We start from the raw sequence: 13,836 nt of genomic DNA on the forward strand, positions 1-13,836 counted from the left end.
TGGTTTCAGCCATTTCCGACTTGGATGAATCTCTTAACGGCCCAAGCCAGTCGAACTTCCTTTTTGGCAGACTTCAACCACTGCATTCGGTTTGTGAACGCCCCGAAAAATTGTTGTTGGCTCAATCAAATTGATATCTGACTTAGCATTTTGGTACAACGGCTCTTGAAACGCAGTAGACGACCGTTGTTGGTGAGCGCGCGCACCTGGACGCGCCAGTCCGGCGTGGTGGCGTAGTTGATTACGTCAATGCACCGGCGGGATACGCAGGAACGTACAAGTGCGCAAAACAGCGAAAGAGCAGTTGTTCCCAGTAACTCTCGAGATGAAGCTAGCCGAGTGATGAGGTGCTTTTTTATAGGGTGAAATCCTTCAAACTTCTTTTACTGTGGCTATGAATTCGCTTTTTATGCTGGAAATCGAATTTTCAGATATCGTAAAAGAGAAACATGAACTGGGTGAAATCAACTGTGTATTAAAACTCAGATTGGTACCGAGGAGCCCATATTTACATCACTAAAATATGTAAGATCTATCTTCAAAAACAAAACTCTTTGGTGAACTACATTAACACGGGGCTACCATATAAAGAAGAAAACGATATGCTGAACACAATCACCTTGATAATAATCGGTGCTCCGCTGATCCTGTCGAGCGGGGCGATGGTCGAAACTCGGGGGCGACGCTAATGCTGCCGGCACACGTAAGGCTTGTATGTCGTCTTTGTCCGTACCGATACTTATTTCCAATAATGAGAGAACAGAACGGTTTGCCGGTTGATCCGGACACGCTCGTCGCGCGCCTGGAAGCCGAGAATACGAGCTATGCCGTTTCCCCGTTCAGCCATAGTGTCGGTCGCGCGGAAGACAATGGCTGGACAGCAAACGTTGCTCAGGACAGCCCCGGCTTTATGCTCTGAGGACCGTATGCTTCTACTTATCCTGCAGGCAAGCTGACGGCAACTTACCGGATCAAAATAGATTCACTGGCCGGCAACAACGACAAAGTCCTCACCCTTGAATTGCGGGACAACACAACTGGCTGTGATACACATCGTATGTGTATCGCAGCCAGTTCAAGGCAAGCGGCCAACACCAGGATTTCAGTCTGGCATTCAATAATACCACCGGTCACGAGTTTGAGCTCAGAGCCTACTATCACGACAACTCCGCTGTGAATATCGACAAGGTAACGATTACGAAGAACATCGGCAAATACGAAGCTGAAGGCTCCGTAATCTGCCGTACCGTCGGACGCGCAGTCGAAGGCGGCTGGCAGGCGGACCCGGCACAGGACAAAAGCGGCTTTATGCTGTATGGCCCTTATGATGCCAACGTTCCTGCCGGTGCACACAAGATCACCTTCCTCATGAAGGTGAACAACAACAGCGCCGACAATGATGTAGTCGCCACAATCGACATCCGGGATGCGACTACCGGCGAGACCATCATTCAGAGGCAGCTTACCCGCCAACCGTTCTCAGACGCCAATCAATACCAGGATTTCACCCTGGATTTCAACCATACCCAGCCCGGGCACAAGCTTGAGTACCGCGTGCGCTTCGAGGACAAGGCTACTTTGACGATCGACAGCGTAATCAATAATTAAAATCCGTAAACGGGCAAAACCATAACAGACGGGATGAGGCGGCTTTAACCGCTTCACCCCGTCTGTTTTTGCCGATATGCAACTGTTCCCTGTGAGTCAGTACCTGTCCAGCTTGCAAACACCAATATGCCCTGATTCCCGCCTGCATGCGAACCAAAGCCTCCAGATCGTAATAATCTCCCCATAGATATGTCCATCCGGCGCTCGGCCGCCTCTGACGTGATACGAACCCTGCTTCAGTAGTCCCTCATTGAAAAGATGTGAAGTTAGTTTTGCGATAAGCGCCGGGAGTGGTCCCTTCATACTTCTTGAACACTCGTATAAAACTGACATTGTCTACAAATCCGACCTCAAGCATAATATCCTTTACGTTATTATCGGTTTCCACTAGAAGCTCTTTGGCTTTTTGAACGCGGACAAACTGAAGGTAGTCCAGAGGGCCGATCCCCATATGCTTCTTGAAATGTTTTGACAGGTACGAGACATTTACTTCAAAACGTTCCGCAATACCAGAAATCGTGATCTCGTGCTGAGTATAATTTCGGTTGATATATTCCACTGCCTTATTATATAAGTCTTCACCGCTGGTAGTACTAGCTCCCTTGGCTATTTTCTCCAACTCATCTATGATCAGAGTGGCCTCATCCCTCAGCTCTTGAAGCGTCTGGCATTTAAATAATCGATCGTTAGGACGAATTTTCTCAGCCGCCTCCTTACCGAATAGGACCCTCGGGTCCTCAAAGACACCCGTCAACGAATGGATGACCATAAACATACGGCTCTTCACCAATTGAATGGAGGACAGTTCCAGCGAGAACCATTTGACAAAGATAGCATGCATTAGTTCCCTTACCTTCACCCAGTCATTTTTCAGAATGAAGTGAACAATCTTCGCTTGATCCTGCATTGGATTGTTGCAGCCCGTTTCTTTAATTTCCTCCCCTTTCTTCCATTCATTGAAGAACAGGATACCGTTTTCCCCCAGCAAGACCTGCAGATCCATAGCTTCCTTCGCTTCCTCGTATGCCCTAGCAACATTCTTATAATAGACGGGAGAGCTGTTAGCCGATACAAGAATCCGGATTCTGAATTTACTCTCGATAAAGTCCTTCCCCTTGCTAATAGCTGCCTTCAACTGTCCTTGCGAATGAACGTCCCGCCCTGCGATCCGGATCAATCCGATGAGATACTGATCCGAATCGAAGAACTGTGTTTGATGGGTCTCGTTTATGCATTCTTCCATGATATTTTTCAGGATAAACCGCGATAATGCCAGATTCTCGTCGGCAGATCTCTCCATATTTTCGTTAAACAGGAAATAATTCAGATCGTGAATATTAATGATGATGATCTGGTAGGCATCTTGATCCTCAATCGGAATTCCGTATACCTTGGCGATCTCACAGATCGAATCGGGATTAATGCTCCCTTTCATCCATTGCTGCAGAAAATAACTTCTCAGAATCTCACCCTGTTGACTTATTTTTGACGCGAATTGATCCTTCTCCTTGACGATTTTCGATAAGGCCCGCTGAATAAAATCATATTCGTTGTCCGCTTTCCCCCTGAATTCTTTAACCTCCTGCTCCATAGAGCGGATCAGCTTCTCGACCGGAGTATAATTTCGCTTCGCGAACCGATAGGCGATAACGCTCCCGATCAGAATACAGACCAAAAGGTTCGAGGTGAAGAGAATTTTTGATCTCGCCGCTTTTGAGAAGAATATACTTTTCGGGATCAGAGAGACATAGGTGAAATCCCCCACGTTAGAATCGACGGTTGTGACCACGGCATTCGGTCCGTAGTCCGTGTTCGTTTCGGAAGATGGGCGGATAAACAGCTGCGCTTGAGGCTCCGGTCTCATATTCTGCATAAGGGCATCAATTGACGACTGCCTGATCAGGATAATGAGCTTTCCCTGAGCGGTGCTGCTTATCCGATTGGTGAGCGGCTGAATATAGACGATAGCGTTCCGATTCTCTATGGGATGGTACAGCATGAAGCCTCTGTAATATTTCTCAATCCACGCTCCGGCCAAGGCCTGATTATGCGGAAGAACGGAATTCACAAAGCGTTCGGCAGAATGCTGGCCGTTAACCGAGATCGCCACATCCGACTGTTCAAAATATAAATAGATATTATCGATAACCGGATTTGCCAGCTCGTAGCTGTTAAGCTTTTTCTGGATCTGAACCAAGGTCAAAATATGTCTTGGCTGCAAGGGTCCCTCCCATTGCAGCATGGTTTGAACATTGCTGTCCATCGCAGTCTGAACGTATGTCATGTACAATTCCTGCAGCTTGGCATCCGTCAGCTCCTTTACTTTCTCCAGGGCATTGTAATGCGAACTTTCAATTTCTGTCTCTGTGGCCTGGATGAAACTCAGCCATGCGCCAAAATTGATGATGAGTGTAATCAAGATCACGATAAAATACGAGAGCAGATATTTTGGAAACAGCTTGTTCCGCCAGGAATATCGTTCGAGTCCCATCTGCGACCCCCTCAAAATCTATTCCTTCAGCGAGCCAATCATGACCCCTTGCACAAAGTACTTTTGAATAAACGGATACATACACAGAATCGGAACTGTTGCGACGACAATGGTCGTATATTTAATCAGCGGCCGGTAGTAATCTGTATCATTGACATTAATCGACTGGTAGGTAGTCATATTGGCAATCTGGTTTTCCACCAGAATCTCCTTCAAAATCAGTTGCAGTGGAAACATTCCGCGGTCATTCAAATAAATCATGGCGCTGAACCACTCGTTCCAGTGACCGACCGCGTAGAATAGAAACATAACCGCCAGAACTGGCTTAGAGAGCGGCAGAACAATGCGGAAGAGAATGGTAAAGTCATTGGCACCGTCGATTCGTGCAGATTCCTCAAGACTTGCAGGAATGGACGCAAACGAGGTGCGGAGAACGATTAAGTTCCAGACACTGATGGCGGAAGGAATGATTAGCGCCCAGCGGGTCCCGAGCAGGCCGACACCCTTAACCAGCAGGTAGCTCGGAATCAGCCCTCCGCTGAAAAACATGGTGACGGTCACCAGAATCGTAATGGAATCTCTCCATAGAAAGTCTTTGCGCGACAGAACATACGCACCCAGTGAAGTCATCAGAAGGTTAACCAGGGTTCCTGCCGTCACGTAAAAAATCGTATTTCCATATCCGGAAATAATACTCTTATTGCTGAAGACCAGTTCGTAGCCTTTCACCGTGAAATCCCGCGGCCAGAACATGACCCCCTGGCTGCGGGTGATACTCCCCGGATCACTGAATGAAGCCGACAATACATGTAACAGCGGTACTACACAGATGACAGCCATTGTGCATAGAAATAATGCGTTTATCCAATCGAATGCTTTATCGCCAAGCGATGTCTTCATGATGCTTCCCCCTCTTTACCATAGACTTGTCCGGGTTAATTTGCGGCTCAGCCAGTTTGCTCCCACCAGCAGAACGAAATTGATGACGGAATTGAACAAGCCAATTGCGGCGCTGGAGCTGTAATCGAAGTCAATCAACCCTTTGCGGTAGACAAAGGTGGAAATTACATCCGCTTTATCGTAGATCAAGGGGGAATAGAGGAGCAGGATCTTCTCAAAGCCTACATTCATAATGCTGCCCAATCTCAGGATGAACAAAATAATGATCGTTGGAGCAATGCAGGGCAGAGTTACATATACTGCTTTTTTCCATCTGCCCGCTCCATCCATGGTGGCCGCTTCATATAGCTCCGGATTGATGCCGGCAATTGCGGCCAGATAAATAATGCTGCCGAAGCCAATTTCCTGCCAGATGCCGGAGCCAATATAAATGGAACGGAAATATTGCGGATAGGATAAGAGATTCCCTTCCTGTCCGCTGATCCAGAGCGCCAGATTGGAGAGAAGGCCGCCCGAACTTGTGAAATCAATGATCAGTCCTGCAACCACTACCATGGAGATGAAGTGGGGGATGTAGGTTAAGGTCTGTACCGTACGCTTCAGCATCTTCTTTCTGACCTCGTTCAAGAGCAGAGCGAGTAATATTGGGGCCGGAAAGCCAAAAATCACATCATACACGCTGATCAGCAATGTATTCTTAATGATGCGAAAGGCATAGACGCTGTTAAAAAAGTTGGTGAAATGCTTGAAGCCCACCCACGAACTGTGCAAAAAGCCGCGCATCGGATTATAGTCCTGAAAGGCAATCAGCACCCCGTACATCGGGATATACGCGAAAATAATAAAATAGGCCACTACCGGCACGGCCATAAAATATACATATTTGTATTTACTGTAGTCCTTGCGGATTTCCTTTGGCGTTATACGCATGAAGCCTGCTCCTTTCCAGATTGAGCGGTGTAAAAATCTCTAAATATTAAGAAGGGGGAGCAACTCCCCCTTTTTCCTTACTTGCGTGCCTGATAACGATCCAATGCCGCCTGCTGCAATTCGATCGCTCTGTCGATATTCATGGACTTCACTTTCTGCACGAACTGGTCATACGTATCGAAGGAAGCGTCGCCGATGATGAATCTGAGGGCCATCTCACTGACATAGGTATTAATGTCGCTCATGATTTTGGAGTTTTCTTCACCCTCTGCAGGATTCATTGTAAATGGCGGCAGCAGATAATCGGCGGTTGCGCTGTCGTTCCAGATGGAGCAGGCTTCATTCTCCGTTTGTGTGTAAAGGAACATTTCACGGCTCCAGTCACGCACGGTGGACGCGCCCTGCAGAGTATATTTAGCCAAGGCAATATTCGGCTTTACGCCTTCTTTATTCTTTGTAACTATGTCCGTAAAGAGATACTTGTCTCCTTCCTTGGTGTAGGTCTCCCCTTCAATTCCGTAGTTGGCAAGAACCTGCCCTTCCGGACTGTAGAAATAATCCAGCCATTTTACAGCTTCCTCCACATGCTTCGCCTTTGAGGAGATGGCGACATAGTTGCCGCGGATATGGCCGTTATACTGGCGGAAATGCGGCTTCTCCCCCTTCTTCAAGGAAGGGTACGGCATGGCGACCAGCTTCATTTTGGGATCGCCCGATATTTTTTCCAGCCGGTCCAGCTCATAGAACCCGAACATCGTTGCGCCCGTCTTGCCGGTGGCAAGATATTTCTCCTTGTTTTGGTTGCCGCTGGTCGCAAAGTCACGGTCGACAAGTCCTTCGCTGTACCATTTGTTCATCATAACCAGATAATCTTTATAGCCTTGCTCCAGCGGAGCATATTTAATTATGTTGTCGACCTGAAAGAACCCGCTATTGACTCCAAATGCACCTACAAATGCATCATTTGCGGGGTATCCGTTATTATCTAAAGAAAATGGAGCGGTTGCCCCCTTCTTGTCCTTAAACGCTTTCAAAACTGTGTACCAGTCATCAAGGGTCTCCGGGGTAGGCAGATTCAATTCATCCAGCCAATCCTGGCGGATAACCGGTCCATACCATGCTGGCTGCTGCTCCAGCTCAATCATCGGAAACCCGTAGATGTTGCCTTCGTCTGTCGTAATTTCTTTTTTGATCTCCGGATAGGTATCGAGAATCTTCTTGAAATTGGGAGCGTGTTCATCAATCAGCTCGTTCAATCTAAGATATACTTTATCTTGAATGGCCTTGTCCGGGCCGCCCGGATACGAATTGTCGTCCTGAATTAGGTCTGTATAGTCCCCCGACCCAATCATTAGGGTGAACTTCTCCTGCATTTGATTTTCAGGCGGATGCACCCAGTTGATATGCACTCCGGTTTCCTTCTCCAGTTCTTGATACACGATATTGTCATTATAATCCTTCATGATTTGCTGATAGGTATTAGGGAATTTGGCAAAAAACGAAAACGATACCTTCTCTTTGGAGTCTTTCCCGGTTTGGGTTTCATTGTTCGACGTACCTGAACCGCATCCCGAAATCAACGTTGCCATCAATGTAGCTGCACACAGGCTTGCAGCCCATTTATACTTCTTGCTCATGCTTCTTCCCCCTCAATTCTGATTGACGGAATTCTGCGAAATCTGCCGCCTGTATTCAGTATTCAATGTTTAGGCAAGGTTGTAAATTTTCACTATTTTCGCATATTCAATAATTGTCTATCCCGCAAAAAAACCGGTGTGACGCGGTTTCTGCAGTGACGGCAGCATAAGGATGGCCGGATGCCGGGAAGCGGAGCCAGCACTGTTTATAGAAAGAGCCAATCAGGCGAAGGCCAGTGGCCCTGCTGATTGGCTACTTATATATTCCGCCCTAATCTTCCTGGCCGCTAAGCTGTTTTGCCTTGTCCGTCACATAAAGCAGAGCTCAATATGTCCCAGTACCGTCAATGACAAAGCTGTTTCGCCCCAGCCTGAAGTCCCGCCGCAGATGTCCGGCGGGACTTCAGAATAGAGCAGATGTAGAGGATCAGCCCACCAGTGTGGACAGAATCTCCCCATGTCCTTCAAAAGGATAATCAATCACAATTCTTCCGGCCTCGGCATCGCTGATTCCGCTGTACAGATCCGCTTTGCCGTCCTCGCGCATCACAATGCCGGCAGTAAAGGCACAATCGATCAGGCTAGGTCTTTTGGCCGGTCCAGCCGGATAGCAAGGACGGGTACCGATAATCTTGAGCTCCTGCGCCTTATGCGTTTCGGGATCGAATACAAAGCTGATGTTCAGATACACTAGGATTTCCTGGCCGTCTTCGCCTTTGTCCAGATAGCTTTTATGTCCGATGACGCCAACCTTGCCGCTGCTCAGCAAGTAAGCCTGGTTGCAGCCGCCCCATTCATCCTTCCCGAACAGGCCGTCAATCACCGAAGCGTTCTCGATCACCTCCGCCGTGAGTTCGTCCAGACTGTTAATGATCGCAAACCCGACGATGGATTCACTGCCGTAACGCTTGCGGATTTCTTCGCTCCGTGGTCTGGAGAACACTCCAATCCGCTTGTCCTTCAATTGAACAAGGCGAATATCCTTCATGTAATCCGGGCCGGTCGTGAAATAGTAGAGATTATTCAGATCCGTGCCTCTGTAAAAATAGCCGTAGTAGGTCTCTCCCTTGCCCTGCTTGTAGCGGACATGGGTGCCTCCCAGAATCATCGTTCCGTCCATGATGCTGATATACGGGTCCTCCAGCTGATAAATCATGCTGTCTTGAACCAGCGTCCACTCGTCCTCCCCGGTCTGCTCGAACAATCTCACCCAGGAGCGTGCCCACTCCTCGCGTTTTTCCACACGGCCGTAGATATAGGTTTTATCTTCCCATGGAAAGGGGAGGGAGGGATTGTAGACATCGAACCCCTCGACTCCATGAAATTGCAGCTTCTTGCTGTCATAAATCGTCTTGGTCTCTTCGAATTGCTTTCGTTGTTCCTGAAAGTTCATCATTGTTGCCTCGTTTCTTGTAGGATTTATCGCCGGGCGGACAGGGAATAGGGAAGTGCCTTATTCGCTGACGCCAACTCATCCGGTTCTGCGGACAGCTTGAACTCAATCGCTGCTCCCTGCACGAGCTGTTCATGGGAGAAGTACAAGTCTTGGTGCCGCTGCCCGTTCAGCTTGACCTCCTGCACGTAGCAATGGCCTTCCGCCTGATTCTCCGCCTCCATGTGGATTTCCTTCCCGTTCTCCAGATGCAGGGTGATTCGTTCGAAGACGGGACTGCCGATTACATATTCGGGAACGCCGGGACAGAACGGATACATCCCCAGGCTAGCAAAAATATACCACGCGCTCAGGCTACCGTTGTCTTCATCGCCAGGCAGTCCATCCGTCTCAGCGCTGAACAGCTCCTCGGCCGTTTTTCTCACCCAGTACTGGGTTTCGGACGGCGAGCCGATCACCGCGAATATATAGGGCAGATGAAAGCTGGGCTGGTTGCTGATGGCAAATTGCCCGAAATTGACAGCAGCCATCTCCGACATCTCATGAATCTCGATGTCATAGCCGCCAGTTTTGAATTCCGGAGGAGCGGTCATCAGCTCCTTCATCCGTGCTAGAAGCACCTCTCTTCCGCCCATGTGTTCGGCCAGCCCCAGCATGTCATGCTGAACGGCCCAGCTGCTCTGCCAAGGCCCCCCTTCACAGTAGGCTCCGCCCCACTTCAGGAGATCGAACGCCTCCAGCCAGCTTCCATCCGCTTTCCTGGCCCGCATGAAGCCAATCTCAGGGTCAAGCAGGCGGGTGTAATTGCCCGCACGGCCGATCAGCAGCTCGTAATCTTCCCTTCTCCCCAGACCCTTTGCGACCTGGGCAACACAGAAGTCCCCGTAGGCATAATCCAGGGTGCTGCTGACACTTTCATGATAGACCTCTCCCGGCAGGTATCCGTATTTCTCATAGGCCTCGAAGCCCTTTCTTCCGAAACGGGGGTCCTTGGAAGCCTTCAAGGCATGCTTGCGCAAGCCTTCATAGGCAAGCTCCACATCAAAGCCTTCGATGCCTTTGGCATACGCATCGGCGAACACCGCATCAATCAGCGTCCCCGGCATGGCGCTACGTTCACCCGGCGAGCACCATTTGGGCAGCCAGCCACCCTCTTGATAGGCATTGACATAGGATTGCAGAATCTCGCCCAACCGGCTTGGAAAGAGCAGGCTGAACAAGGGATACGAGGTCCGGAACGTATCCCAGAACCCGTTGTCGCAGTACATCGGCCCTTTCTCAATCTGTCCGTTATATGGACTGTAATGGACCTGCTGCCCGTCCTCCGTGAATTCATGCCACATCCGGGGAAACAGGCAGGTCCGGTACAGGCAAGTGTAGAAGGTGCGGAGCTTGCGTTCGCTCCGGTCCTCGACCTGAACCCGGCTCAGCGTATCTTCCCAAGCCTCGGCCGCTTCCGCCCGAACAGCATCGAAGGATTTGCTGCCGATCTCCTGACGGAGATTGGCGGCGGCCTGCTCGATGCTGATGAATGAAGTGCCTACCGTAAGCCCCGCTTCGCCAGACTCCGGCAGGCACAGGCCGATAAAGGCTCCGACACGTTCACCGGTTCCGCTCAATTGAATAACAGTCGCCCCGTCCCCTGTGAAGGTGCCGCAGGCCTCTACATCAAAGTCGCAGTCGAAATCCATCACGAAATACATAGCGAAGTTCTCGGGAACGCCCTCCGAATTGGCCCGGGTGTACCCGCTCAGTCTTCGGGCTACAGGGTCGATCGTAACCGAGGATTCGCCTGCAAACGGCACGGCGAGAATTCTCGCCTCCTCACGCTGCGTGAACTTCAGGCGAATGCTCGCACAGCGCTCTGTCGGGCTAAGCTCCAGTGAAGCACGATAGCGCCGCAAGGAAATACGGAAATAGTCGGGCTTAACCGTCATGTCCTCCGGGCGAAAGGAGGAAGAACGCTGACTGGCCGGCAGGGCCAGTACCCCGCTCTGCGGCATCAGAACGAGATGTCCATAATCCCTAATCCATGGACTGGGCTGATGGGTCAGACGAATCCCTTCGAAATGACGGTGATCGGGATGGAAGAACCAGCCATGGCCACCTTCGTCCGTTTGCGGACTCCACGCCGCCATGCCGAATGGCCGTGCAATGAGCGGAAGCGTATTTCCGTTGGAGAATCGAAATGTAGAGGCTGTCCCCTGCAGAGGATTGACATGCTGTAATAAATTCAAGATTAAACACCAACCTTTTCTTCATGTTCTTTTTCTAGAAAACAGATCCATCTCTTTCATTCCGCATTAGTTGCTATACACTTCAAAGTCATAGATCGAATAGGCATATTGCGTGCCTCTCGCCGTTCCATACATTCTTACATACCGTGCATTGACGGGATTAAAGGTTATGTTCTGCACCCCGCCGGTTCCCGATGTCGTCGTATACACATCCGTCCAGCTCGATGCATCATTCGAGGTCTGGAGCTTGAAGCTGCTGGCATAGGCCGCTTCCCAGCGGATCACCGCCCTGCCCACAGGCTGTGCCGCTCCCAAGTCCACATAGATCCATTGGGGGTCTCCGGAACCCGACTCCCATCTCGTGGCTGCCGCTGCATCCGTAACGCCGCCTGCCAGATTGCCGTTCGTGTTCGAGCTTGCCGCCGCCTGCTTGCCCGCAGCCAAATCAGCCGGAGCATACACTTCAATTTCATAGATTGAATAGGCATACTGCGTGCCTCTTTCCGTTCCATACATTCTGACATATCTGGCGTTTACGGGACTGAATGCCATGTTCTGCACCCCGCCGGTGCCGGACGCCGTGGTATAGACATCGGTCCAATTCACCGCATCCACCGAGACCTGAAGCTTGAACGCTTTGGCATAGGCCGTTTCCCAGTTCAGAGTGACGCTGCCGACCGTCTTGGCCGCTCCAAGGTCGACGTAAATCCACTGCGGGTCTCCGGAACCTGATTCCCATCTTGCTGCTGTCATTCCGTCCGTAACGCCATTTGCCACATTGCCGTTCGTGGTAGAGCTTGCCGTTGCAGTCTTGCCGAAGGCCAGATTATTGGAAGGGCGGTATCCGACAAACACATTGTTGACCAGAATCTTGTTTCCGCTGTACGTTTTGGTTCCGTTTGCCGGCGTAAGAACGATGACTGAAGCCGAATCGGCGGCGATGGAGAAGGATTGCGTTCCGCTTACGTTTGTTTTCAGCACTGTGTCGCTTACAGCATCATAGATATCCACAGGGGACGCGCCTACATTGATATTTACCGTTTGACCGCTGGTGTAGGGATTGTAGTACAAATACGACGGATAGGCCGGATCATGGAAAAAGTCCGTTTTCAACAAATCAAGCTGCAGAATCTGGCTTACATTGGTCGTCTTCACGATTCCGCCGAATACGCCGGACAACGCTCCGGAGTAGATGCCAAGGTTCGTATTGTAAGGCCAGTTGTAGGTCAGCGGATCTCCCGTTGCGAATGGCGCCTTGCTGCTGTCACCGATCTTCTGATACCGGAGGCCTTCATAAGGAATCGCATGATTCGGGTCGCCCGCCCAGGCGCTGTCCTGCTGGTCCGCCCCAATCTGATCCCCGTAGAACAGTCTTGCATTGCTTGCGGCATTCAGCATCCATTTGCCGATGGCTCTGGCGTACCGCTGGTCATATCTCGCCACAGGAACGATGCCCATCGCTGCAGCGAACGTATTCATGGTGAAGGCGTAATTCCCGCCATTATCGCCTACCGAGCCCATAAGCCCATCCATGGCATGGCTGCCGAAGCTTCCGTTAACTCCGCCCCAGAACGGCCGGTGGGTCGAATTCGTATCGAATGCCCAGTTCATCATTTTGGTGACGTCGTAATTGCCGCCTTGCTCCGCGTTTAAACGGGAGGCGAGCAGCGGACCCCAGTATTCAAGCACCTCATAAGAAGGATTGCTGGATAGATTCTGCAGGAAATCCATGCTCCATTTAGAAGCGTTCAGATAGTCGGTTCCGCCGAATTTTTTGTACGCCCAATATTGCAGCAGACCCGCCCCGATTGCAGCGTCAGGCTCTGTACGGTTTCCGGTAATGGGAGCATCCGCCCCGAAGTCATAACCCAGATAGTTGAAATTCACGTTGCTTCCGCCCATATCGACAATCGCATCATGCCAGCTGTTCGCCGTGTTCTGCAAAACGGCGTCCATGGCGGCCGATGGGTACAAATAATCAAGCCCGGCGAATATCAGCGTGGGATAAAGTGCGTACCAGAACTCCGTGCTGGCCGAACCGGAACCCGGATTGTTGTTGATGATGCCTTCGGCGGTGTAGTAGGTTCTGGTCATATCCGCGAAGTTGACACCCGCGTAGCCATTGCCGGTCTGGTTGCTTTTGTCGATGCCGGCCAGGGCTCCCCCCAGCACAGCCGCCATGCCGGCAACCGCTTCCTGGCCGCCGTTCGAAATCGGATTCTTGGGTCCGACATAGGCTGGAAGCTTGAAGGTGGTCGTGGACATATTCAGATGGGTGTCATCCCACAGAGCGATTGGCTTGTATGTTCCGGTGGAGGCAAAGTCGAACACGGTAGCATCAAAATTGCGGGCTCGCTGGTTCCAGTCAATCATGCTGTAATTAACAGGCTGATTAGGGAGTGTATTCACAAAAGTAATGCCTGTCTGAGTGACCGGAGCTGCTGCAGCTGCACCCGGAAAGGCCGTAAATACGGCAGAGATCCCTACGCCTGCAGCGAGCAGTCCTGTCAATATTCGCTGATGATTCATTATCCAAAATCCCCCTTATTTTCTTTTTTAATGGTAACGTTTTCAAACTAAAGCGGATAACCAATCTTCATCCAGCCTTCAAGAGCCAGGTTGGATGAAGATTGGCTTACC

9 protein-coding genes are annotated in these 13,836 nt (G+C 50.5%); 2 read left to right on the forward strand and 7 right to left on the reverse strand.

What is annotated here, in order from left to right; translation table 11 throughout:
• The first annotated feature begins 751 nt into the window (after positions 1-751).
• The gene (locus NYE58_RS27515; protein WP_341003561.1) at positions 752-919 is read left to right on the forward strand and encodes a hypothetical protein; all 168 of its coding nucleotides are present in this window, start codon (positions 752-754) and stop codon (positions 917-919) included.
• Positions 920-1,059: 140 nt separating this feature from the next.
• Positions 1,060-1,608, forward strand: coding sequence for a hypothetical protein (locus NYE58_RS27520; RefSeq protein WP_341003562.1), 549 nt, complete (start codon positions 1,060-1,062; stop codon positions 1,606-1,608).
• A 247-nt stretch (positions 1,609-1,855) separates the two neighbouring features.
• Here the strand turns inward: NYE58_RS27520 and NYE58_RS27525 are convergent, their stop codons facing one another.
• The 7 genes from NYE58_RS27525 to NYE58_RS27555 all read right to left on the reverse strand — a co-directional run bounded on the left by NYE58_RS27525 (position 1,856) and on the right by NYE58_RS27555 (position 13,725).
• The gene (locus NYE58_RS27525) at positions 1,856-4,099 is read right to left on the reverse strand and encodes a helix-turn-helix domain-containing protein (protein WP_341003563.1); all 2,244 of its coding nucleotides are present in this window, start codon (positions 4,097-4,099) and stop codon (positions 1,856-1,858) included.
• Between the two features lie 18 nt (positions 4,100-4,117).
• Complete coding sequence (locus NYE58_RS27530; RefSeq protein ID WP_341003564.1) at positions 4,118-4,999, reverse strand: carbohydrate ABC transporter permease; 882 nt, start codon at positions 4,997-4,999, stop codon at positions 4,118-4,120.
• 15 nt (positions 5,000-5,014) lie between these two features.
• Positions 5,015-5,929 (reverse strand): ABC transporter permease, encoded by a 915-nt coding sequence (locus NYE58_RS27535; protein ID WP_341003565.1) that lies wholly within the window; start codon positions 5,927-5,929, stop codon positions 5,015-5,017.
• Between the two features lie 77 nt (positions 5,930-6,006).
• Complete coding sequence (locus tag NYE58_RS27540; protein WP_341003566.1) at positions 6,007-7,566, reverse strand: extracellular solute-binding protein; 1,560 nt, start codon at positions 7,564-7,566, stop codon at positions 6,007-6,009.
• A 427-nt stretch (positions 7,567-7,993) separates the two neighbouring features.
• A complete protein-coding gene (locus NYE58_RS27545; protein ID WP_341003567.1) occupies positions 7,994-8,959 on the reverse strand; it encodes an MTP-1 family protein in 966 nt (321 codons plus the stop codon).
• A 26-nt stretch (positions 8,960-8,985) separates the two neighbouring features.
• The gene (locus NYE58_RS27550; protein WP_341003568.1) at positions 8,986-11,196 is read right to left on the reverse strand and encodes a GH92 family glycosyl hydrolase; all 2,211 of its coding nucleotides are present in this window, start codon (positions 11,194-11,196) and stop codon (positions 8,986-8,988) included.
• A 66-nt stretch (positions 11,197-11,262) separates the two neighbouring features.
• Entirely contained in the window at positions 11,263-13,725 is a 2,463-nt protein-coding gene (locus NYE58_RS27555) for a discoidin domain-containing protein (protein WP_340397244.1), read from the reverse strand.
• Positions 13,726-13,836 lie beyond the last annotated feature (111 nt).

It is taken from the genome of Paenibacillus sp. FSL L8-0708, from assembly GCF_038009325.1.
In the GTDB taxonomy this organism is placed as follows: domain Bacteria; phylum Bacillota; class Bacilli; order Paenibacillales; family Paenibacillaceae; genus Paenibacillus_AQ; species Paenibacillus_AQ odorifer.